Origin of the sequence: Paenibacillus sp. SAFN-054 (genome assembly GCF_051966755.1) — a bacterium.
Lineage (GTDB): Bacteria > Bacillota > Bacilli > Paenibacillales > Paenibacillaceae > Paenibacillus_AQ.
Map to the genome: position 1 here is coordinate 131160 of NZ_JBQCKS010000007.1, position 24330 is coordinate 155489.

The following is a 24330-nucleotide window of genomic DNA, read 5'->3' on the forward strand; positions in this document are numbered from 1 at the left end:
CTTAAACAGGGCAACCCTTGCTTGGTGTGCAATGATTAAAACCAACCGCGATCCCGCCTAAATCAAACCAGCTTGCCGGAGCAGACGTTGGACCATGACGGCCGTCTCGGCTCGGGTAATCTGCTGATTCGGAAGCGCCAAGCCGTTGAAGCCGGTTAATATGCCGATTTTTGCGTTGAGGGCTGCGGCATTCTTGGACCATGCATGAAATTGCCCCCCATCCTTAAACGCTCCCAAAATCCTGACACTCTCGCTCTCCGTAATGTTTGTATCCATATGGGTAAAATTCATCGCGCGGGCTAAGAGCACCATAGCTTCTTCTCTTGTCATTTTTTGATCAGGGAGAAACTCGTTATGATTAAATCCTTCAACTAAACCATAACTCGAACCAATGGATACGGGTTCATAAAACCAGTCACTTTTATCCACATCACGGAAGGCAGCAGGTTTGTCGAAATGGTGCATTCCTAACGCCCGGACAAGGATGGCCGTAAATTCTGCACGCGTGATGCCTTGATCAGGCAAAAACTGATTTTCATTCACGCCCTCAATAATCATCCGCGCAGACATGTCCTCAATACTTGCTTTGGCCCAGTGATGGGTTGTGTCAGCGAAAGCTTTTTCGTTATATATAACGGAATATACACTGTTCGTTAAACTGTTGATAATGGCGGTCGGCTTCCCGTCTCTCGTCTCGATTTTTGTCGGAACGTGTGCGATTGTACCGTCTTTCTTAAGTACGACGCCTGTCGTGATTTTCTTCGAATCCACACCATCAGGGATCGTAATCGATCGTTCTACAAAAGCATGGAACTGATCGACTTCAACCTCTTTGCCATGATAAGCAGCTGTAATAGAGAAGTAGACGGCCGGGGCTACTCGTTTCACGGCACCCAATCCGCTTGTCAGAAGCTTGATGTCCTGATCAGAAGCCTGCATAACCGCAATGCTAAATTTAATGTCATCAAGAGCGGCACCGGTACCGAAGGCTTCTGAAATTTTGATGATATTCATTTCTTTGGCCGGGATTGTGTAAGTCGCTTGATTAATTTGAATTTGCAGAGTAACCGCTTTGTTGTCCAATGCCTTTACCATGCGCCCGTTTAATTCTGCGATCCCCTGTTCCGTGTTACGGATTGGAATCACGATTGTCGATCCCGACGGCTCCTTTTGAAGTTTGTCTTCAAGCTTTTGCTCATCGAACGAAACAATGGTTATGTTTCTGCCATTTCTCGTTTCAACATGCGCTTGTGCAATTTGCTCTTGAACCTGTCCGTTTACGATGATCATGAATGGAGTACTAGGATGACTCGCGCCGTTGTCGGTGTTATTGTTATTGCCAGCGCTACTGCCAGGGCTTCCGTTACCGCCGGTGCTGCCGCCCGGGTTGCTGGTCGCTAACGTTAATGTAAAACTTGCAGAGCTTTGGTTCCCGGCTTCATCGGTTACAACAAGCGTGTATTTGCCTCCAGTGGAAATCGTGGAACCCGAAGTGAACGGGCTGCCGTTCAGCTTCGCCGTCCCTTCATTGAACGTTACGGTAACAGGCGTTTTGTATTCACCCTGGTCCGTAACACCGGAAATCACTGGCTTCGTTTTATCAATTTTGAAGGAAACCTTTGCTTCGTTCCCTGCGGCATCCGTTACAACAAGCACGTAGCTGCCTTCTTCGCTGACAGGCGTCCCTGATGTATAAGGCTTACCGTTTAAGGCAGCTGTTCCCTCGGTAAACGTTATGGTTTGTTCCGTACTATAGCTGCCTCCGTCTGTTACTCCGGTTACGCTTGGAGGTGTTTGATCGAGAGAGAACGTTACCGTTGTGCTGTTGCCAGCCTTATCGGTCACGACGAGCGTGTAGTCTCCATCTTGGCTGATAGTATCGCCGGATGCGAACGGATCTCCGTTCAACGTCGCCATCCCTTCATTAAACGTCACCGTTTGATCGGCGTTGTACAGCTTCCCATTTTCAACACCCGAAACGACCGGTTTGGTTTTGTCGAGCGAGAAACTTACGGTTGTCACATTGCCAGCGGCATCCGTTACGACCAGCGTATAGCTGCCTTCTTCGTTAATCGTCGTTCCCGATGTATACGATTTGCCATTTAACAGAGCATTACCCTCATTGAACGTAATCGTTTGGTCCGTATTGTAATTGTCTCCGTCTGTTACTCCGGTTACGCTTGGAGGTGTTTTATCGAGAGAGAACGTTACCGTTGTGCTGTTGCCAGCCCTATCCGTCACGACAAGTGTGTAATCACCATCTTGGCTGATAGTATCACCGGATGCGAGCGGGTCGCCGTTCAACGTCGCCATCCCTTCATTAAACGTCACCGTTTGATCGGTGTTGTACAGCTTCCCGTCTTCAACACCCGAAACGACTGGTTTGGTTTTGTCGATCGAGAAGCTTACGGTTGTCACATTGCCAGCGGCATCCGTTACGATAAGCGTATAGTTGCCTTCCTCGCTGATCGTTGTTCCCGATGTATACGATTTACCGTTTAACAGAGCGTTACCTTCATTGAACGTAATCGTTTGGTCCGTATTGTAATTGTCTCCGTCTGTTACTCCAGTTACGGTTGGAGGTGTTTTATCGATTGAGAATACTATCGTTGTGCTGTTGCCAGCCTTATCCGTCACGACGAGTGTATAATCACCATCTTGGCTGATAGTATCACCGGATGCGAGCGGGTCGCCGTTCAACGTCGCCATCCCTTCATTAAATGTCACCGTTTGATCGGCGTTGTACAGCTTCCCATCTTCAACACCCGAAACGACCGGTTTGGTTATGTCGAGCGAGAAGTTTACGGTTGTCACATTGCCAGCGGCATCAGTTATGACCAGCGTATAGCTGCCTTCCTCGCTGATCGTCGTTCCCGATGTATACGATTTACCGTTTAACAGAGCATTACCCTCATTGAACGTAATCGTTTGGTCCGTATTGTAATTGCCTCCGTCTGTTACTCCAGTTACGGTTGGAGGTGTTTTGTCGATTGAGAATGTTACCGTTGTGCTGTTGCCCGCCTTATCCGTCACGACAAGTGTGTAGTTTCCATCTTGGCTGATGGTTGCACCTGATGTAAACGGACCGCCGTTCAACGTCGCCGTTCCCTCGTCAAACGTCACCGTTTGATCCATGTTGTAAAGTTTACCGTTCGAGATTCCCGAAATGATCGGGCTGGTTTTGTCGATTGTGAAGGAAACCTTCGTTTCATTCCCTGCCGCGTCTGTTACAACAAGTGCATAGCTGCCTTCGATGCTGACCGCCATCCCTGGGGTATACGGATTACCATTTAATGTAGCCGTACCCTCGGTAAAAGTAATCGTACGGTTCGTATTGTAACTGCCTCCGTCTGTTACACCGGTTACGGTCGGAGCCGTTTTGTCGATGGTAAAGGAAACCGTTGTCGTATTGCCTGCAGAATCCGTAACCACAAGCGTATGAATACCATCGATGCTTACTTTGCTGCCGAGTACAAACGATTTTCCGTCTAACGTGGCCGTGCCTTCATTCGACGTTATGGTAACGTCTGTATTATACAATCCGCCTTGGGTAACCCCTGTTATCTGAGGAGGGATTGTATCCAGCGTTATGGTGTCTTGGTATACCCCAGATTCAGCATTCGAGCTGTCACGAAGCTGATAATAGACCGTTTTAAGTCCGTCTCCGTTGGTCAACGTCCAGGGCTTCGCTGCTGCGGCCGCTTCCCAGTCAGACCAAGTGATCCCATCGTTGGACAATCTCATTTGAGCAGGGTCGCCATTAGGATCACTGTACGTCAAATTCAAGTTCACATTTGCTGTACTGGTATAAAGAGCTTCTCCTGCGATATCAATCGAGCCCGTTGGAGGTTGATTTTCTTCATAAGTCACAATAAGTTGTGGGCGTAATCCTTCAGCAGCTTCCCTAGAGTAACTCAGAATTCTCGCTGAAGCGTTTAAGGACTCATTCCCTGTTAAGACAATGGTAACATTACGGTCGTCTGCGTTTGTCTGTGCTTTAACAATAGATGTTACGTCAATAGGCAATACCCAGTCATTCGCAGGCTTAGGCATTTCATTATAATTTACATGAGCATTAGGACCGTCCCGTTGATATGCGGGAAATACCGGATCGTCATCCCTCATCGTGTCATTGGGAGATCCCCAGGCATCAATGTAAAATTCATTCTCATTCCCATTACTAGTTTCAATGCCCGTTAAGGTAAGCCGAAGCTCAAATTTGGTGACAGTTCCCGGTATTGCCCCGAGATTAAATCGAAGGGCTGCTATTGAAGGCTCCGCAGTACCATCAAGATCTGTTGTACCCACATATAATTGTTGTGCAGTATCATCTGTCCCGATATAACTATCCCCCACGGAAAAAAGATCCGCCTCCGGTTCCAAAGACAGCGTAGCGGCATGCGCCGTTGTGCCGAGCAGCGTCGGCGATACGACTCCGATGAGCAGCAATGCGGTCAGGACCACGGATAATGTCTTCCTGTACATAAAAGATATCCCCCCCATATTTCTTAATTGTTAAACAATAAATCGTACAGCAAAATGGCCTGAAGTCCTTATGGAAGTCAGGCCGATTGAGAATAAGGTGAACCTTCAGTTAAGATCTGGGTGGAAAAATCCCCTCCAGGGCAATAATGAAATGAAGCCCCAGATACGGCTGTCGATTATTATGCGGCTGGGTGCCGCCTTGAGGTTGAATGGCCATTGGGCTCATCGGCGTATCCGGAGTCGAGCCGTACACTTTCTGCCCGCTTAATCCGGCTGAGCTGGTCCATACCGCTCCTGTCGGGTTGGCAACGCCATTGGTAGCGGATTGGCTGTTCGGTACGTGCGTGTGCGACGGAATTTGGGTTGTCAATAGCGTAACGGAGGCTGTACCTGCCGGTTCACCTACCCTGTAATCGCTTAGTCCGGGGCCTTGTCCGTGATGAAGCGGAGCCCGGCCTTGGAAATTCGGAAGGGCGAAGTTGTTTTTTCCGTCACCGCCGTATTGCGTTCCTAACAGGGAGAACAAAGCCGTATATCGGGAGACCGCCAGCAATTGACCGTTGCAAAATGCCCAACCTTTAGGCTCGAAATTTCCGGCAAATAAACGAATTTCTCCAAGAAATTGATCCATTGCACTCCTCCTAATTCCTTGACGGAAAAATCCCGTTAATGGCAATACAATACGATAAAACGGTATAGGGCTGCATATTGTTATGAGGCTGACTTTGCCCCGCCGATAATAGCGCGTTAGGGCTCATTTGCGAAGTTGCATTTGCGGCATACATCAGTGAAGGGGCCGTCCCCCAAACATTGTTTGCCGCTTTATTCGAGGACGAGGTACCGGCTCCGGATACCTGGTGCGTATGCTGAGGCATTTCTTGGACCGTTAACGTGTGATGTTCTTCGCCTGCGGATTGTCCAAGCAGTAAACCGCTACCTTGATGAACCGGCGCTCTTCCCCTTAAATCTGGCAGGGCAAACGTCGTAACCCCGTCACCGCCGTAAAGGGTACCCAAAATGGAATATAAAGCCTGGTTCTGATTAATCGGGAGCGTCTGTCCATTGCATGCGGCCCAGCCTTTAGGTACAATCCCGAATGAAAATACACGAATCTCACCTATGAAAGGTTCTGGCATAAAGCATCCTCCTCAAAAAATTAATCCTGCATGGGATATAGACCAAATAACGAGATAATAAAGCTTACCGTCAAAATCGGCATTACATTATCATGGGCCTGGTTCCCGCCGGAAGGAGAGACCGCGGCCGGGTTCATATTTCCATTCGGTTCGCCAACAACATAGGGCCTTGCGTTGCTTGATCCCCAGACGTTATTTTGCGGGCTGGCCGATTCGCTGGCCGCAGCATTTGCGGAAACCATGTGCGTATGGGCAGGAAGTTGTCCGGTAGTTAAAGTTACCGTTTCAGAGCCACCGAGCTGTCCAAGCGAATAGTGGGTGCCTGTCGCTGGATTTTGACCGGTATGCAGAGGAATTCTCCCTCTCAAATCAGGGAGGGCGAACGTACTCTGCCCGTCGCCTCCGTAGGTAGTGCCCAAAAGCATGAACAATGTGTCATATTCGCTGATGGATAATAGACTTCCGTCACAAAAAGCCCATCCGACTGGCGCAAAATTACCTGCAAACATACGGATTTCTCCAACGTATGGTTCGCTCATGTCCTTAACCCCTCTCGTTCGTTGTCCCGATGAAACGGAGACCAGCTCATTTTACAATACGGATCCGACGTTTCGGTTAGCTCAAAACCTAATCTTACATAAAGCCGCCGTGCACGGTTATTCGACATAACCTGAAGCTCAATCGTTTGTGATCCTGCTAAAGCCTCCTGCTGCAGCTGCCTGATCATCGATTCTCCAATACCACGGCTTCGAAAGGAAGGAAGCATGGAGATATCAATTAAGTTGATTACACGGGCAGTTCGGTTAACCATCATACGCCCGGCCCGCATTCCATCGCATACAATGATGAGTTGCTCGGCCACGGGATACTGCAGCTTGTACGCCCCCTTTTGCATCCTCCACTGCATATCAAGAAATTGTTCAACCTGCGTCCCTTCCCACCCCGATGCCATAATTTCGTCTCTTCTAGTCGAGGCATACAGGTGGTATAGAAAGGATTCGTCTTCAACCTCTGCTTGTCTTGTTTCTATCATACTAAGCCTTTCGTCATAGAATTGATGAGTGCTCACAGTCTAAGTTGCGATTACGATTCTGCAATGACATTGATCACTGCTTTAAATTGATAAATTCTTCATTCGATGGGACATTCCTCCCACGAAACTTAAAAATGTTAGATTTTGTCGATAATTATTTTGGGGTAAAGTAACTATAGCCTGTTATTCGACATAAACAGAGCCCGTTGAGTGACTACCTCAGGACCTTTCAGGGAGTAATCGTGCAGCCCCCATTTTTCGACTTGGACACAAAAATGTCCCGATGAGCTGTCAAACATCATCGGGACATCACCCAGTCGGGCTCTTTTTCTACCCTTCTGCGGTTAATCAACAGGCCTGACTTTTTAACTAATAAACGCCAAATTCCCTTATCGCTTTCAGCAATACGGTAATCGACTCTGCCCTCGTTAATGCTGCATTCGCATTAAACTGGTTACCTTGCCTTCCTTGAAGACATTAAGAATAAGCAACCTTAAGGGAATGGTATCCGAACGCAGTACCATGTTATTTTTCAAAGTTTACGCTTCCGAATCATGAGACCGATGAATTCCCGGATCGGCTGTCGTCTATATAAACGAAGGTATAAATGCATTCAAACTAGTTTGGCGAAGGGGTGTTTTGAAAATGGCATTAATGTCCGCATTCACGAGCTTCAATCTGCCTGTACAAAACGTAGCACAATCGAAAGCGTTCTTCACCGGACTCGGATTCGAGCTCAACCCGCAATTCCCCGATAATGAGAATTCGGTAGCCATCGTGATCGGCGACGACCTGCAGGTCATGCTGATCAATCAAGCATTCTTTAATACGCTCACGGAGAAGGAATCCGTCGATACGAGCAAGTATGCGCAGATGACGATCGCACTCACCTTCGAGAGCCGGGAAAAGGTCGATGAAATCGTGAATACAGCAGTCTCATTAGGCGGAAAATTGCACGCTGAACCTGAAGATCATGGGTCTATGTATCATTGGGGCTTCGTGGACTTGGACGGTCATCTGTGGGCCATTAACTACATGAACATGGATGCAGCACAAGGTTAAGGCGAACGGAAAGCACTTCGTACCAGGGTTCTTAAAAGAGAGACGCCGGGCATCTTCCCCGGCGTCTCTCTTCGCGATGATTAATTTTGTTCGGTATATGCTTTGAAATGGTCCATGATCGCTTGCCAGCCTGCTTGCTGAAACTCGACGGGATTGGAGCTTTCCGCATCGAACGTTTCAATGACCTTCGTCTCATTCCCTTGATCAATGAAAGCAATATCCACTCTTCTTCCGTCTTCCATGGTGTAGCCGATCGTCTCATGCGGATTCACCACATCGTAGACGCCGCCAAAATCAAAGCCCATGCTGCCATCCTTCGCTTCCATCCGCGTCGAAAACTTCCCGCCGACCCGCAGATCGTTTTCGGCTCTCGGCGCATGCCAGTCCTCGGACGCCTGATTCCACTTGGTGATATGCTCCGGCTCGGACCAATAGCGCCATACTTTCTCGACGGGGGCTTTTATGACGGTTTGTACAGTTACTTTCGTTGGTTGATTCGTTTCCATTGGATTGGACACCTCTCTCATGATATTCGTCGTTTGGTTCATCTCAATGATATAGACGAATGCCAAATACGAAATTCATCGGTCGAGTCGCTCGGGCAGCCCAAAACGCAAAAACAATTTTGTATTAATAAAGTTTTGAACATGCAAAATTTGATTTTCTTTGGTTTCGATGACGTGGATGCCCCAGGGTACCAGGCCAGAGCCGTCTTTGTCCGGCATATACTGGGCTAACGCCGGATAACCGCCATTCACCGCGATGGGCACAAAACGCGAACCTTCGCAATGCCAGCGAGTAAGCGAATAGAAGGCGGACAAATCTTTCTTGCCGCGGATCCACATCTCGAATGGGGGCATCGACATACAGCCCTCCTCGTGGAACAGCGCGACAAGCGCAGCAATATCGAATTGCTCGAAGGCTTCCACATACCGGAGCAGCAGCTGCTGCTCCGGTTGAACGTCCATGCTGCTGAGCTCATCCGAGCGAAGCTGCGCCCGGTCCATCGTCTCTCGGGCCCTTTGCAAGGCGCTGTTCACTGCTGCCGGCGATATCGCCAATGTCTCCGCGATCTGCTTGGAGGACCATTCAAATACATCCTTCAAAATGAGTACCGCGCGCTGCCGCGGAGGCAAGGTCTGCAGGAGAGCGATGAAGCACAGTTGAAGGGTATCTCTGCGGACGAGCCGATCCTCCGGATTGCCCCCAAAGTCGGGAGACGGCCAGATCCAGGCAGAGTCCGGCAGCGTGTCGCGCGGCTCGGTGATGGCGACGGCCGGATCGTACAGGTCAACGGGAAGCGCACGGCGTTTGGATTGTCTCAGCTTGTCCAAGCACAGGTTGGAGGCAATCCGATAGACCCAAGTTTTGAACGAGGAATCCTGTCTGAACGCACTCCAGTTCTGCCAGACCCGAATACTCGTCTCCTGAACGGCATCATCTGCATCTTCCATGGACCCTAGCATTCGGTAACAGAACGAGGTTAAACCCGGCTTTAAGCTAGCAAATAATGCTTCGTCAAATGCTTTCTCGTTCATCGCAGCCTCCTTAACGATCTCCCTTAGGGCAAGTACCTTCATTATATGCAATGAAGCGGACAGCCTCAATAGATTAATAGTCGGGATGAATAATAGTTAATTTCCACATCATCCATACTCACCAAATTTATGAATAAAACTCATGAGATACAAAAAGCCGCTCATTCATATGAGCGACTTAAAAATAATATGGTGTAATTACCTCGATAATACCTGTTTCCCCCTTCTATCTCCCTGACCCCATCTCGTGCTGTAAAAGAAAAGCCGAGCAAAGGCCAGGAAAAATCGGTTCCCGTTAGATCAACAAGTAATAGGGTTATCATGTATTATAATAATGGAAATTTTAATGAAGGGTAGTGTTTTTTAATTGAAAACTTTTTATTGTGATCTGGAAATCACTTTAGATGTCATTGGCGGGAAGTGGAGGCCTCTTATTCTGTATTATTTAATAAAAGGTCCTAAACGGACCGGGGAATTGAAAAGGCTAATACCCACAATATCTCAGAAAATGTTAGTCCAGTCGTTGCGGGAGTTGGAGAGTGCTAATTTGATTATAAGAAACATGTACAATCAGGTACCGCCAAAAGTGGAATATTCAATATCAGAAATGGGTATGTCACTTGAACCCACTTTGCGAGCTCTTTGTGATTGGGGCCAAAATTATGCAGAGAAGAACTTGAGCAAGGATGAATATCGGAGATTAAATGTAGAATAGAGTAATTTCAATGACCTATTTATTCTGCACTTCATCACAATTATCACCTTTTAGTTACTATATAACCTAAAAGTACGTACTATTTTAAAAGTTAAAGATGGAACATAATAAGACTTGTGGCCATGAAGAAAACCAAAGAATTAATAAAAGAGTTGTATGTAGGTTGATAAGTTTTTGGAGGTGCGTTATGAAATTTGGCTTTATTGGTGCTGGAACAGTTGCTCAAACGTTGGCGAAACATCTATTGCTTCACGGTCATGAAGTTATTCTCAGTAATAGCCGTGGTCCCGAAACGCTCTCAGATCTGATAAGCTCGCTCGGTGCTGGCGCAAAATCCGGAACACCGTCAGAAGCAGCTGAGCAGGACTTTGTAATATTATGCGTCACATGGGCGCAAATGCCTGCTGCTTTGTCAATGGTTCCTGACTGGACAGGCCGCGTTCTTATTGATGCTACCAACCGTTTTGAAAATACGGAACCTCTACTAGGTGAATGGTCAGGAAAGAATTCAAGTGAAATCGTAGCCCAATATGCTCCGGGTGCTCATGTAATTAAAGCTTTTAACAGCGTTCCGATGGAATGGATTAAGGATTACACGGAAGAGAAGCCGAAGACTGTCCTGTTCATATCCGGTGACGACATCCAGGTAAAACAAGTCTTGAAAGAAATTTGGGAGAAGATTGGCTTTGCCTGTATTGATCTTGGATCCTTGAGCCAGGGCGGTCTGCTGCAGCAAATAGGAGGACCTCTCGCTGGATTGAATTTAAATCTGCTGGATCAATACACTGTACGATAACGTTATTCTATACTGCAACTGGTTTATCAATAAAAGTTCAAAGGGGTTACTAATATGGGTAAAATACTTATTACTGGAGCAACGGGTAATCTTGGCAGCAGGACGCTAAACCTTCTTCTTAAAAAGGTTCCGGCAAATCAGGTCGCTGTATTGGTACGTGATCCGCAATCCGAAAAAATCGAAAGGTTTGTTAAAGAAGGTGTGGAGGCCCATCAGGGCGACTATTTTGATTATAATTCCCTTCTGCGAGCTTTTAATGGTGTTGACAAAGTCATGCTTATCTCCGCGCAAGCATTTACCGACCGTAATACGCAACATTTCAATGTCATCGCAGCTGCAAAGCAGGCTGGTGTTAAACAAGTGATCTACACGTCGATCATTCGAAAAGAAAATTCAAATCTTATTTTGCCCGAAGTAACGATGTCAGACTTATTTGCTGAACAAACGCTTAGAGCATCCGGATTAGACTATACCATTCTGCGGAATCCACCGTACCTTGAAACCTTGCATATGTATTTCGGAGATGCGCTTAAAGCCGGCGTGCGTGTACCAGAGGGTTGCGGCAAAGTTGCCGCTGCATCTCTGGATGACTTGGCGGCTGCTAACGTAGCCGTTCTCACCCAACACGGGCACGAAAATAAGTCATACACTCTAAGTGGCAGCGAGGGAAGCTCTTTTGCAGACATCGCTGAAGCCCTCTCGGAGATTAGTGGGATGAATATCCCTTATGAGGCAGTTAGCGAAAAAGAATATGTAGACTCTATGGTAGCGAATGACTTGCCTGTTTTCATGACTGATTTTTTATTAGGCTGGGTGCGAGGAGTCAACACTGGAGAATTTTCGGAGACATCCGGGGATCTTGAACGTCTAATTGGCCGAAAACCAATGACATATAAGGAATTCTTTAAACATCAGTTTTCTAAAGTTGAAGATTGAAAGCAGGGTATGTTTTAGACTAAATTTGAAAAAGAAACAGCGACAGCCAAGGACGAGAAAATTGACTGTCGCTATTTTATTGAGCTAACGTTTCCCGCCCGGAATGACTTATAATTCGCTTTACTACTCCTCTAAACCGTTTAATTACATCCTCAGTCACTGGCTCAAAGAGGTTAATAAGGGGTTGCCATCGGGATCGCGGAACAGCATAGAACGATTCCCCCATGGCATTATGGTTGGTTTCAATACCCAGTTTTCGACAAATGACTTCCAGCGCGTGTATTCAGCTTCGACATCGTCAACCTGAAACTCAATAATGACAGTTCGATTATTGGCGCTCATTGCGGAATCCGTGCCGAACAGCTGCGTCGTTTGAGAGTGGCCGATGGCAAGAGTGCATGATGGCACAACGAGTTCGGCTGCAACGCTACCATGTTCGCTATAGCCAAATATCCCGAAGAGTTCTGGAATGTCCGTTGCCGCGCCTCAGCCGCTTTCTGTCCGCGCCACGCTTGAGCAGTCTCTGGCTCTTAGGATTCCCCCAGACCGAATCGACGATCTGGAAGAAAGCATCAGACTGTACGCTAACTGCACGCTGGCACGAAATTGAAAATGAATGACGGTAATTGAACAAAACAGGGTATTTATTTTACGCAACCACCCTACAAAGTCAGCCAGATCCTTAACTCCTTCTTCTTTGTAATTTATCTTCCGCTCTTCAGGATAAGTGAAATACTGCTTTAATGCATAGCAATAATTCTTCAGTGTATTGTTGCTTTTACCTGTCTGATCCAGGTATTTTAAATACTTCATCACAGGAACAACTGGAACACCTACTGCATCCAACAGCAGATATCTCTTTTTATTATCATTAAGTTAGTTTTTGTACTCTCACAACAGCACCCCGAACGAAAGCTCTTATCCTCAATATACTAAATATTTATACTAAGATATAAAGCCTAAGTTAATATTTCTATTAAACAAAAAATAGAGGAGATTAGCTCATATAATGAACTAACCATCCTCTATTTACGTTACTGCAATTAACCGAGCTTAACACTTTATTTTTCAGTCTAATACCTTACTCTCTTTTAACAGCTATGAATCACGAACGCAGTCCTCTTACTCCACCGTCACGCTTTTCGCCAAATTCCGCGGCTTATCCACGTCGTTTCCTCTCGCGAGGGAAGCGTAGTAGGACAGCAGCTGCAGCGGAACGACGGACAGTGCAGGCGTCAGTAGCGGCAGGGTTTGCGGAATCGCAAACGCCTGGTTCACGGATTTCAGCAGGCTGACGACATGCTCCTCATGCGTAATCGCCATGATATCGGCGCCGCGGGCGCTGACTTCTTTGATGTTGCTCACGGTTTTCTCAAGCACGGCCTCCTGGGTTGCCAGGGCAATCACCGGAATGCCGTCCTCGATCAGGGCCAGCGTACCGTGCTTCAGTTCGCCGGCTGCATACGCCTCGGAGTGGATATAGGAAATCTCTTTCAGTTTGAGCGAGCCTTCCTGTGCCACCGCGTAATCCAGTCCCCGTCCAATAAAGAATAAGTGCTCATGCTTGGAGATCTGTTCGGCGTAGGCTTTAATCGCATCCGGATTCGCCAGCATGCTCTCCAGCTGCTCAGGCAGTGCCTGCATCGCGGCAATGATCTTTGCAACCTCTTCCTCCGTCTGTGTGCCGCGCACCTCTGCCAGGTACAGGGACAGCAGGTAGAAGGCAATCAGCTGTGAAGTATAGGCCTTGGTCGAAGCCACGGCAATTTCCGGACCTGCCAGGGTCACGATGACGTCATCCGCATCGCGGGCGATAGAGCTTCCCACCACGTTGGTGATGGCCAGCACATGTGCACCATGCGACTGAGCCTCACGCAGGGCTGCCAGCGTATCCGCAGTTTCGCCCGATTGGCTCACGACGATCACGAGCGTATCCGGCGTCACAATCGGAGAACGGTAACGATACTCGGAAGCAACATCTGTCTCGACAGGAATGCGTACCAAGGACTCGATGGCATGACGGCCCACCAGACCTGCATGGTAAGCAGTACCACAGGCCACGATTTGCACTTTGCTGATGCCTTTAATCTGCTCTGGAGTCAGCTTCAGCTCAGGCAGAATCACTTTCTTGCCGAATTCGTCGATCCGTCCGCGCATCGTGTCGCGATAGGCTTTAGGCTGTTCGTGGATCTCTTTAAGCATGAAGTGCTCAAAGCCGCCTTTTTCCGCAGTGACCGCATCCCAATCGACATGAATCATTTCCCGAGAAATAAAATTCCCTTCAATGGTCATCAATTCGACAGAGTCTTTGGTCAGCACAGCCATCTCGCCGTCGTTCAGGATATACACATTGCGCGTATATTGCAGAATCGCCGGAATGTCCGAACCGATAAAGTTCTCGCCTTCCCCGATGCCGATAATGAGTGGACTTGCCTGACGAACAGCTACCAGTTTATCCGGTTCGTATTCCGTCAGCACACCCAGCGCAAAAGCGCCGCGCATATGCGTGATCGCCTTTTGCACCGCTTTGACGATATCACCGTCATACTCGCGTGCAATCAGGTGGGAAATAACTTCCGTATCGGTTTCCGATACGAACTGATGTCCCTGCTCGATCAGCTCATCCTTCAGCTCCAAATAGTTTTCGACAATGCCGTTATGCACGACCGAAAACTTATGGCTGTTGTCCGTATGCGGATGCGAGTTCACGTCCGATGGTTTGCCGTGGGTTGCCCAGCGCGTATGTCCGATCCCTGCGCTTCCCACAAGCGGCGCGTCCTCCAGCTTCGACTCCAGATTTGCGATCCGGCCCTTTGCCTTGGCGATTTGCAATCCCTCATTGGTGAATACCGCGATTCCTGCGGAATCGTATCCACGATACTCCAGCTTTTTAAGTCCTTCGAGCAATACTTCCTGCGTATCTTTTTGACCAATATATCCAACAATACCACACATAATTAAAATTCCTCCGTTCACTTCTCCAAAATGGGTTTAGAGAGCGTGCAGGAACAGCCATGCGGCATAGCCAGAAAGTACGGGAAAACAAGCTTGTATGAAGTTTACAAGGTACGTTTCACGAATGTACTGATCTGGCTGCTGCGCACTTACTGCTATCATTGCCCGCACACTCATGAATTATGATTTTCGTTTCACCCACCGGAAGCGTTGTGTGAACGGTCGCCCATCCATTTTCCGTTTTCGGTTTACGGCTGTGGTGAATCACCGGAAGGTCCCCGCCGAATGTTTCGAACACCTTCACCTCGTCAACTTGGCGCTGCCGTGAATTCGAAGTATCTCTACTCGAATCCATTCCCCGCGCGAGCCCAAGTTCTGGCGCTATTGAATCGAATACCTCACGATCCCCGCTTTCTGTATTTGAATGACCTGTTCTTTCTGAATTTCCTAAAAACGATTTGTCTTTTCTGAAAAGTTTCGACAAACGTAGTTTTTATTATATTCAAGTCAGACCGATTTGGCAATCCGGTGTATAGATCGTGCCAAGCCCTCTTTTTCCCTATTCACCTATAAGGAAAGCCGGTGAAACCTGAACTATAGTTTCACCGGCCCATGATGAAAGTTGCTCCATATTACGTCAAAAATAAACCTCTGGTCTTACACAAGCTCCCGCTTCACGACTTCGACGATCTGGTTCACGTACTGGTCCAGCTGGTCCTTGTCGGGACCTTCCGCCATCACGCGGATCAGGGATTCCGTACCGGACGGACGCACCAGCACACGGCCATTGTCACCAAGAATGCCTTCTACTTCCGCAATAGCGGCTTCGATTGCTTGGTTGCCCTCATACTTGCTCTTATCCGCTACGCGCACATTCACGAGCACCTGAGGATACTGGCGCATCATCGTTCTGAGCTCGCTCAGCTTCTTACCGGAAGCTGAGATCGTATCCACCAGCTGAATGGCCGTCAGGATGCCGTCCCCGGTCGTGTTGTAATCAAGGAAAATCACATGGCCGGACTGCTCGCCGCCCAGGTTGTATCCGTTCTTGCGCATTTCCTCCATGACGTAACGGTCGCCTACGGCTGTTTTGGCCGTCTTCAATCCCAGCTTCTCCGTCGCCTTATAAAAACCGATGTTACTCATGACCGTCGAAACGATCGTGCCGTTGTTCAGCTTGCCCTGCTTGTTCATGGCATCGCCGCAGATGCAGAGAATAAAGTCGCCGTCGACTTCTTCGCCATTGTTATCAATCGCGATCAAACGGTCCGCATCCCCGTCAAATGCAAGGCCCAAATCCGCCTTTGCCTTGAGGACTTCTTCCTTCAGCTTCTCCGGATGCGTAGAACCACAATGGTCGTTGATATTCAGTCCGTTTGGATCAGCGCCAATTTTCACGACTTCAGCGCCCAGCTCTTCAAACAGCTTGGGAGCCAGTTCATAGGCAGCGCCGTTCGCGCAGTCCAAAACGATTTTAAGTCCGTCAAAGCTATGACTGATCGTAGATTTCAAATATTCCAGATATTTATATTTCGACTCGTTGTCCACGATGACATTGCCAAGGTCTTTACCCACCGGACGCGGCAGTTGATCGGTCTCTGCATCCATCAAAGCCTCGATCTTCAGCTCGGTCTCGTCGGACAGCTTGAAGCCGTCGCCTCCGAAAAACTTGATCCCGTTATCCTCCACAGGATTGTGTGAAGCAGAGATCATGACGCCCGCATCTGCTTTCAGCAGTCTCGTAATATATGCTACAGCCGGTGTCGATACGACGCCCAGGCGTACCACATGCGCTCCGATCGACAGCATGCCCGCTACCAGTGCGGACTCGAGCATGACGCCCGACACGCGCGTGTCCATGCCAATCACGACCGTCGGCTTCTCCACGTCACCTGTCAGTACATAACCGCCGCAGCGGCCGATGCTGTATGCCATTTCGGCCGTTAGTTCTTTATTGGCGACACCGCGTACGCCATCAGTTCCAAAATATTTCCCCATGATTGCTCTCCTTTGTATATGCTCTCTGTTTAAAAATTTGATTTTGTTGTTAGCGATTGACGATTTTAATTATTCCCTGCTTCTCCCGTGTCTCCGGAAGGATCTGGAGCTTCCAGGGAAGAATCATCGGGTTTGGTTCCTCCAGGTTCCTCGGTTCCCGTCCCCGACGGGTTTCCTGGATTTGAGTTTTGGTTTTGATTCTTATCCTTATCCTTGCCTTTTCCGTCTGTTCCGGTATCCGGACTCGTCGTTACAGGAGCCGAGGCCTTTTCCTTCACCTCGATCGTAGCCGTCAGTGGGCTTCCCTGATCCACTCGGGAAATATAACGCGGCAGCACGAGCTGCAGCGTCACTTGATGCGTGCCTGGCTTCAGGTTGCCAACGCTTGCGATCAATTGGATATCGTCTTTGGTCAGACTGCTCAGAAGTCCCGGAGCCCCGCTGAGTGTTAGGGACATCGTGCGGCTTGCCGGACTCACAATGGCTGCCTCCAGATCGCTGTTCTCGTTTTTGATCGTAATTGGAATACCGCTTACTTCCCGCTGCGAATTGGAAACCGTGGTGATTTCCACCTGCAAGGAGCTCGGCTCGATTTTCTCAAAACCGGAAGGTGCCGTCAAGTCCACAGGAAGAACTATCGTTCCCGCCTGCGTGATCTGCCCCAGATCCACACTGATATCGGTATAGGACTTTACTCCCGCCAGCTCCTCCTGCGATCCGTATAGCTTCACCCTGCTTGCACTAAGCTGGGCTTTCGAGATCACTAATCCCTCGGGAAGCTTTCCCGTATACTGCAGCTCAATCGGTACTTCCTTGAAAGGAGGCGAGATGACGACTTCTGCCGTCACCGATGACGGATCCAGCACAGCCCCTTCGATTTCCTGCCCTTTTTTGTCATAGGCCGTTAACTTGACCCGTTTTTCCTTGACCGTGCCTTCTTCCCCGTCGATGGTCACGGTTCCTTGGACCTTGGCTACTTCGCGGAGCTCGCTTTCCGGAAGGGTCACTTTGACGGTTGCCGGCTGTGGTGTGATTGTGCCGACCTGATATCCTTCCGCCGGCGCACCTTTGGTCACGATCGAGACCGGAAACGTTGCCGTATTCCGCTCCTCGATATTCACCGTCACCGTCGACGGCTGAATGTTCACGATCTCAAGCCCCTTCGGAATGTCCACGCTAAGCGGCAGCGTGCTGGTTCCCACCTTGGCATTGCTTAGATCGAGCTTGATCTTGTATTCACCTGAAAAGGCCGATAGAAGGTCCGTCTTCTTCCCTTTGATCTCAATGCGGACCCTGTCGGTATCCATCGCGCTCAAAATATATTTTTTCTCATCCAGTCCGTAAGGCTGGACCTTTACGTTTTCAATAATCCTCGTGTCTATCTTGGCCGTTGGCGTTGGCGTATCGCTGTTCAAATGCACCATGCTCCACAACAGAAGACTGACCGCCAGTGCCAATATTTTCGCAAAATTATTGTTGTTGATCCATTTATTCATCTTTATCAGTCCCCTTCCGGCGCCAGAACATCGGGCGTTTCTCTTTAGGGGTAGAATTCGGACGAAGTTCCTCATACAGCTTCGAAATCAAGGACTCCTCCTTGATGTCACGCACAACCTGTCCATTGATCGCAAGGGAAATTTGGCCTGTTTCCTCGGAAACGACGACCGATACGGCATCGCCGACCTCACTGATCCCGATCGCAGCACGGTGCCGTGTACCCAATTCCTTGCTGATGAATGGATTCTCCGAGAGCGGCAAATAACAGGCTGCAGCAGCAATCTGGTTACTCTGTATGATGACGGCCCCATCATGGAGCGGCGTGTTCGGGATAAAGATATTAATGAGCAGCTGCGAGCTCACTATCGACTGCATCGGAATGCCCGACTCGGTGTACTCATTCAGTCCGGTCTGCCGTTCAAAAACAATTAATGCGCCGATCTTTCTGCGTGCTAAATAATTCACGGCTTTAATGACTTCACCAATTAATTTGTTGAATTCTTCATCCTCTGCCGAGGAGCGGCCGAATATTTTGCCTCGTCCCAGCTGTTCCAGCGCCCTGCGCAGCTCCGGCTGGAAGATAATGAAGATGGCGAAAATGCCGAAGTTAAAGATCTGATTCATCAGCCATCTCAGCGTGAACAAATCAAACCATGTGCTCAATGCCCAAATAATGACGAGCACCAGAATCCCTTTCAGCAGTTGAACGGCCCTGGTACCTCTAACGAGCAAGATGACATGATAAATAATATATGTAACAATCGCGACATCGATTATATCCTTAATGGATTCCTTCCATGTCAGATCCGCAAAATAACTCATGCTTAGGCCCCCGCACTTCCTCTTGAATGTTAAATGGGTCTCTATGTAATATAATTTCCCCTATATCTTCTAGGTTATAACGATCAACTTCAGGTTGCAAGCGGCCGAAGCGCCAAATTGGATGGAATAAAGCATTTTTCCAGCAAAAAGGCGCCTTCCTACGTAGAAGAGGCGCCATGAAAATACTGCTGCAGCAAGGGTTTGTTAACGATAGGCGACGTCGGAGAACGCATTTGTTATTTTATACCAAATCCAATCCAACGCCTGGTCAATATTTTTGACTCGACCCGAAATGTGGGCAGTGGATGCTTGGTAAAGAGATCCGTCGATGACCGTCAGATTCCCGTTTACCTCGCCATAAATTTGGGTTTTTCCGTTCTCTACCGTTAAATTGCCTGCTATGCTTTTGCCTGCAGGGACAATGACGGTGTCACCTTCAATGACGACCTGATCCAGATCACTTCCCTTGACCACAAGCTGCGTGTCTTGATCCCAGAAGCTAACCGAGCTGATCAGCATGACAATCAGGAACACTGCCGCTGCCGTAATGGCAGGATGCCGTTTAATCCATCTCAGCCACGGCTGCTGCCTCTTTTCCTGCGGCAAGGCACTCATGATCCGCTGGGTCAGCTCAAGTGGTGCTGACGGAGCATGATGGTTCAAAGAGAACATCAGCATATCCGTCTGTTCCAGCTCATTAAACTGCATCCGACAGTCAGGGCAGGACAACAAATGGGTCTTGAGAGCCAGCTGCTGGTCCTTGGACAAGTCGTCATCCAGATAATCATGCATTAAAGAGACGGCCAAGTTGCATTCCATATGAGCCAATCCTTTCATTCGTATAAATGTATTCGAACCCTCTTGTCTCTAAGGGCATAAGACTTGTTTAACTTGTAATACGCAGTGCCTTTTAGAATGTTTCAACAAAATATAGGGAATTTACAATTTGGGCTCCAATTTTTTGCGCAGAAATTCCCGTCCGCGGTGCACCCGTGTCTTAATCGTTGTTACGGGCATCCCGAGCACATCACTGATTTCCTGCAGAGATAAGTCCTGCAGATACCTCAAAATCATCACAGACTTATATTTGGCCGGCAGGGTGTCGATGGCCTGATAAATGATCTGCTGCGTCTCGGACAACAGCGTCTCGCTTTCCGGTGTCCGGTTATCGCTCGGAATCATCGAATAGCCGTCCATGCCTTCCTGATCATTCATCTCCGCATCGAGCGAATATGTAGGCTTCTTTTTCCTGAGCCGATCGATGCATAAATTCGTTGCGATCCGGTAAATCCAGGTCGAGAATTTCTGGTTCGGGTCATATCGGTCCAAATTTTTGTATACGCGCAAAAAAGTCTCCTGGACGATATCCTCCGCCTCATGGCGGTTCACCAGCATTCGATAGGCCAAATGATATATTTTGTCCTTATAAAGCTCCACAATCTCTGCAAAGGCACGCTGGTCCCCTTTCAGAGCCAGCTTCGTTAACCTGTTTTCTATATTATCCACCAATATATTCCCCCAGACTTGCTGATGGGTAACGTCGTTTTTTCACATCATTCAAATCGTAATTCAAGTCCCGCAAAAATGCAAGAAAAGCTCCATCAGATATTGAAAAAATATCCTGCAGCGGTTTTAGGTCCCCTTAATAGGCGATTAGGTCCATATGATCATCAAAAAAAGGAAAGCCGGGCGGCTTCAACGGATTGAATCCCGGCTTTCCTTCTATTTGTCTTACTTAGACGTATAATGTGGTTTAAATCAGCCTGTATTCCGGAGTCCTGCAGCAATACCGTTGATGGTAAGGAGCACCTCACGCAGCAGCTCGGCATCATCCTCATCCTTGTCACGGAGTCCACGCAGCTCGCTGAGCAGTTGAACCTGCAAGTAACTAAGCGGATCAACATATGGATTGCGCAGACGAATCGATTCCTGAATGACAGGAACGTTATCCAGAATTTCCTTCTGTCCTGTAATCTTAAGAATCAGCTCGGATGTCAACTTGAACTCCTGCTCAATCAGGTTGAAAATACGCTGCCGCGCCTCATCGTTTTTGGACATGTTCGCATATTCATGGGCAATAACCATATCTGCCTTGGCAATAGCCATTTGCAGCGAGTCGATCAATGAAGTAAAGAACGAGAATTTCGCATACATTTCCTGCATGATTCGAAGGTTCTCTTCCTTATTCTGATAAAAACTCTGAAGTCCCGTTCCCGCAGCGTACCATGCCGGCAGCAGGAATCGGCTTTGCGTCCAGGAGAACACCCACGGAATTGCGCGCAAGTCCTCGAAACGGTCGCTGTTCTTACGCTTGGAAGGACGGGAACCAATGTTAAGCTCTCCTACTTCCGGAAGCGGCGTGGATTCCTTGAAGAAGGTCAGGAAATCCGGATCACGGAAAATCAAATCCTGGTACTTATTCCGGGAAACCTCCGACATTTCTCTTACGATTTCATCCCAGTAAGCTTCGCGTACATCGTCCTCTTGCGGGAACTGTTTGTTGATGGCGGCCGTGATCAAAGCAGAAGTGGCCTGCTCCAAACTACGGTACGCGATCCCTTTCAGGGAATACCGGGAAGAGATAACTTCTCCCTGCTCCGTAATCTTGATGCCCCCACCAATCGTCGATGCCGGCTGAGCCAGAATCGAACGGTTAAGCGGCATACCGCCGCGTCCCAACGCACCGCCGCGTCCATGGAAGAACTTCAGCTTGATGCCGAACTCCTCGCCAACCGCCGTCAGTTCCTTCAGAGCGACGCGAAGCTCCCAGTTAGCCGTTACGGCCCCGCCGTCTTTATTGCTGTCAGAATAGCCAAGCATAATTTCCTGCAAGTCATTTCTTGCTGCAATGCTTGCGCGGTAGACCGGCAGCTCGAACAAGCGCTTCATAATGTCCGGTGCAGCATGAAGATCCTCAATCGTCTCAAAGAGCGGTACGGACTGCAGTGTGCAGTCAACGGTGCCGTCAGCGTTCAGGCGGAACAATCCGACTTCCTTCGCAAAGACCATGACCTCCATGATGTCGCTTGCGCCTTCGGCCATACTGATGAGATAACTAGTGATACACTGCTTGCCGTATTCCTGTTGAGCTCTGTAAACGGTTCGGAACACATCCAGACATTCCTTCGTACTTGCACTGTATTGATGGTAGTTCGAAGTAATCGGTCTTGGTTCCGTAAGCAGCCTAGCCAAAAGCGTAATCTTCTCTTCCTCTGACAGCTTCGAGTAATCTGGCGTGATGTCGACTTGGGCTAGAATTTCCTTCATTGCATTTTCATGCTCTTGACTGTGCTGGCGAATGTCCAGCGCGGCCGTATGGAATCCGAAAAGTTCAACTTGACGGATCAGTTTCTGAATATAGGTATCAGCAACATAGTCAGCAAAATGGAAGCGCAGACTGCGGTCGATGACTTTCAAATCCTCAATAAATTGAGCAGGCGTGTCATATGATTCTGCCGTGCCCTTCTTGCTGTCATCCGCCACGTTGCCCATTTTTTCCATCATGTAGACAAGCTTGATCCGGTACGGTTCTTTTTCGTTATGCCATACGCTGCGTTTCAAAACCTCGACGTTCGTGCGATCTTCCGCGATGGACTGCATGAGTTCATCGGATACATCGACAATGGAGGTGCTGAAGCTCAGGTACTGCATATACTCGGAAAGAATACGCTGGTATTCCCGAATGGCAAGCTTACGCTGCATCCGGAGTGTTTCCCAGGTAATTTCGGCAGTAACGGACGGGTTACCGTCGCGGTCTCCGCCAATCCAGGATCCAAAACGCAAGTACGTAGGTACATGCCAATTATGGCCCGGATAATATTTATTCAAGCACCGCTCCAGTTCCTGATAAACATCAGGCAGCACATGGAACAGCGTTTCATGGAAATAGTACATCCCGTTTCTGACTTCGTCGAGAACCGTTGGCTTGCCTGCTCGCAGCTCATCCGTTTGCCAAAGAGTGATGACCTCGTTCAGCAGCTTTTCACGGAGCTGTTCGCGTTCTCGGAAAGACAGGGTCGGATTATCCAGCAGCATGACATCTTCGGAGATCCGTTTGTGAATGTCCAGAATTGCTCTGCGCATGGCTTCCGTCGGGTGCGCGGTCATGACGAGCTCGAGGGAGAGGCTTTCGATGATCTCTTGCACTTCATCATACGTAAAATGACGATCCTTCAGGTCCTGTACCGCACTTTCAATGGAACCTGGCTGAACCGTTTCTCCGGCCGATCTTTCGTAATCGCGTTTACGCCGAATCCGATGATTTTGCTCTGCAATATTCACCAATTGGAAATAGATTGCAAAAGCTCTGATCACCTGATGGCGGATATCCGGCTCAAGCGTCCGAATGATTTTCTTGAAATCTTCATACAATTCAGGTAAAAAAACAGAACGTAATGACTTGCTGGTCTCGCGAATCTTTTCAACAATATCCAAAAGCTCATTGCCGCCCTGATGGACAAGCACTTCGCCGAGTATATTTCCCAAGAATCGCACATCACGCCGCAGAAGGTTGTTTGAGTTGCTCTTATTTGCGGTAACCGTAAGTTCAGTCATGCTACTCCTCCCATCTCCATCCCGTTTGTATTGCTATCTCTTTGTAACGCTTTCTTAACATCATACAACAAAACAAATTGAAAATCTGCACTTTTTCGCGATAAAGCAAAAAAATATTCAATGTAACAAATGACACATCATGCATTTATATACATACAAGGAAAGCAAAGCGATTTATGTAAGCCTGTATATATAATGAAATTATGTAACGCCCCTTTACATAAGTAATCCACATCCTAGTTATTTATTCAGTAAGCTTTGCTGACATCCATAATTTACACTGGTTAATTAAGTAAAATCAGGAGGATCGATGCTCCCAAAAGTCATACATTTTGTATGTTATTACCCATTTAGCTTGCTTCTGATTTACCCTAATTATGAAAATTGTCTAATGATATTTGGATACTGCAAAATATTGGTACTGTACTGCTTGATTTTTGCTCATATACTAATCTCATATTCAGACCCTCGCAAACAAGGGGCGAGCTTATCTCCCGTTATAGAGAAAAAACGCCTCATCGGCGTTGTGATTAACGAAGTATGGTGCAGTGATGACAATACATAACTCTGATGGATAGTGGGCCTTCTGCGCGCAATAAAAGGATGAGGTTGACCCGCGTCCTCGATGGGCCCTTGTATGGATGCCTGTTCGGACGATCGCAGCGCGTGGGTTCTACTCCCCAATTGTCCATAACAAAAAAACGCCTTTCGGCGTTTACGTTTTTAATTATGGAGCGGGTGATGGGAATCGAACCCACGCTATCAGCTTGGAAGGCTGAAGTTCTACCATTGAACTACACCCG

The 24330-nt window shown here is 48.2% G+C and carries 19 protein-coding genes and 1 pseudogene; 4 read left to right on the forward strand and 16 right to left on the reverse strand.

The window, feature by feature from the left end; translation table 11 throughout:
- Window positions 1-57: 57 nt before the first annotated feature.
- From ACTHPM_RS25230 to ACTHPM_RS25250, 5 genes are all read right to left on the reverse strand, one after another.
- Entirely contained in the window at window positions 58-3792 is a 3735-nt protein-coding gene (locus ACTHPM_RS25230) for an S-layer homology domain-containing protein (protein ID WP_440421720.1), read from the reverse strand.
- An 802-nt stretch (window positions 3793-4594) separates the two neighbouring features.
- Complete coding sequence (locus ACTHPM_RS25235; RefSeq protein ID WP_440397935.1) at window positions 4595-5116, reverse strand: phage tail protein; 522 nt, start codon at window positions 5114-5116, stop codon at window positions 4595-4597.
- A 10-nt stretch (window positions 5117-5126) separates the two neighbouring features.
- Window positions 5127-5621 carry a phage tail protein gene (locus ACTHPM_RS25240; protein WP_440397936.1) on the reverse strand — a complete coding sequence of 165 codons (495 nt, stop codon included), beginning with the start codon at window positions 5619-5621 and terminating at the stop codon, window positions 5127-5129.
- Between the two features lie 20 nt (window positions 5622-5641).
- A complete protein-coding gene (locus ACTHPM_RS25245; protein WP_440397937.1) occupies window positions 5642-6160 on the reverse strand; it encodes a phage tail protein in 519 nt (172 codons plus the stop codon).
- Complete coding sequence (locus ACTHPM_RS25250) at window positions 6157-6690, reverse strand: GNAT family N-acetyltransferase (protein ID WP_440397938.1); 534 nt, start codon at window positions 6688-6690, stop codon at window positions 6157-6159. Before ACTHPM_RS25250 ends, ACTHPM_RS25245 begins: the two co-directional genes overlap by 4 nt.
- Before the next feature lie 609 nt (window positions 6691-7299).
- Between ACTHPM_RS25250 and ACTHPM_RS25255 the strand changes: the two genes are divergently transcribed.
- On the forward strand, window positions 7300-7716 hold the full coding sequence (locus ACTHPM_RS25255) for a VOC family protein (protein WP_440397939.1): 417 nt from the start codon (window positions 7300-7302) through the stop codon (window positions 7714-7716).
- A gap of 80 nt (window positions 7717-7796) precedes the next feature.
- On the opposite strand, the gene ACTHPM_RS25260 is transcribed toward ACTHPM_RS25255, so the two are convergent.
- Together ACTHPM_RS25260 and ACTHPM_RS25265 are read right to left on the reverse strand one after the other, a co-directional pair.
- On the reverse strand, window positions 7797-8222 hold the full coding sequence (locus ACTHPM_RS25260; RefSeq protein WP_440397940.1) for an SRPBCC family protein: 426 nt from the start codon (window positions 8220-8222) through the stop codon (window positions 7797-7799).
- A gap of 75 nt (window positions 8223-8297) precedes the next feature.
- The gene (locus tag ACTHPM_RS25265; RefSeq protein ID WP_440397941.1) at window positions 8298-9254 is read right to left on the reverse strand and encodes a sigma-70 family RNA polymerase sigma factor; all 957 of its coding nucleotides are present in this window, start codon (window positions 9252-9254) and stop codon (window positions 8298-8300) included.
- Between the two features lie 367 nt (window positions 9255-9621).
- Between ACTHPM_RS25265 and ACTHPM_RS25270 the strand changes: the two genes are divergently transcribed.
- The 3 genes from ACTHPM_RS25270 (at window position 9622) to ACTHPM_RS25280 (ending at window position 11701) form a co-directional block, all read left to right on the forward strand.
- On the forward strand, window positions 9622-9969 hold the full coding sequence (locus tag ACTHPM_RS25270) for a winged helix-turn-helix transcriptional regulator (protein ID WP_440397942.1): 348 nt from the start codon (window positions 9622-9624) through the stop codon (window positions 9967-9969).
- Between the two features lie 187 nt (window positions 9970-10156).
- Window positions 10157-10765, forward strand: a complete 609-nt coding sequence (locus tag ACTHPM_RS25275; protein WP_440397943.1) for an NADPH-dependent F420 reductase — start codon at window positions 10157-10159, stop codon at window positions 10763-10765.
- Window positions 10766-10819: 54 nt separating this feature from the next.
- A complete protein-coding gene (locus ACTHPM_RS25280) occupies window positions 10820-11701 on the forward strand; it encodes an SDR family oxidoreductase (RefSeq protein ID WP_440397944.1) in 882 nt (293 codons plus the stop codon).
- 76 nt (window positions 11702-11777) lie between these two features.
- Here the strand turns inward: ACTHPM_RS25280 and ACTHPM_RS25285 are convergent.
- From ACTHPM_RS25285 to ppc, 9 genes and pseudogenes are all read right to left on the reverse strand, one after another.
- A pseudogene (locus tag ACTHPM_RS25285) lies at window positions 11778-12127 on the reverse strand (VOC family protein); the annotation flags it as partial.
- A 60-nt stretch (window positions 12128-12187) separates the two neighbouring features.
- Complete coding sequence (locus ACTHPM_RS25290; protein ID WP_440397945.1) at window positions 12188-12547, reverse strand: site-specific integrase; 360 nt, start codon at window positions 12545-12547, stop codon at window positions 12188-12190.
- Window positions 12548-12823: 276 nt separating this feature from the next.
- Entirely contained in the window at window positions 12824-14656 is a 1833-nt protein-coding gene (glmS, locus tag ACTHPM_RS25295) for a glutamine--fructose-6-phosphate transaminase (isomerizing) (RefSeq protein ID WP_440397946.1), read from the reverse strand.
- Between the two features lie 657 nt (window positions 14657-15313).
- Window positions 15314-16654, reverse strand: a complete 1341-nt coding sequence (gene glmM, locus ACTHPM_RS25300; RefSeq protein ID WP_440397947.1) for a phosphoglucosamine mutase — start codon at window positions 16652-16654, stop codon at window positions 15314-15316.
- Window positions 16655-16719: 65 nt separating this feature from the next.
- Window positions 16720-18150 carry a CdaR family protein gene (locus ACTHPM_RS25305; protein WP_440397948.1) on the reverse strand — a complete coding sequence of 477 codons (1431 nt, stop codon included), beginning with the start codon at window positions 18148-18150 and terminating at the stop codon, window positions 16720-16722.
- A complete protein-coding gene (cdaA, locus tag ACTHPM_RS25310; RefSeq protein ID WP_440397949.1) occupies window positions 18143-18973 on the reverse strand; it encodes a diadenylate cyclase CdaA in 831 nt (276 codons plus the stop codon). Before cdaA ends, ACTHPM_RS25305 begins: the two co-directional genes overlap by 8 nt.
- A 204-nt stretch (window positions 18974-19177) precedes the next feature.
- Window positions 19178-19792 carry a zf-HC2 domain-containing protein gene (locus tag ACTHPM_RS25315; protein ID WP_440397957.1) on the reverse strand — a complete coding sequence of 205 codons (615 nt, stop codon included), beginning with the start codon at window positions 19790-19792 and terminating at the stop codon, window positions 19178-19180.
- 120 nt (window positions 19793-19912) lie between these two features.
- Window positions 19913-20479 carry an RNA polymerase sigma factor SigW gene (gene sigW, locus ACTHPM_RS25320; protein WP_440397950.1) on the reverse strand — a complete coding sequence of 189 codons (567 nt, stop codon included), beginning with the start codon at window positions 20477-20479 and terminating at the stop codon, window positions 19913-19915.
- Window positions 20480-20731: 252 nt separating this feature from the next.
- Window positions 20732-23527, reverse strand: a complete 2796-nt coding sequence (gene ppc, locus ACTHPM_RS25325) for a phosphoenolpyruvate carboxylase (protein WP_440397951.1) — start codon at window positions 23525-23527, stop codon at window positions 20732-20734.
- Window positions 23528-24330 lie beyond the last annotated feature (803 nt).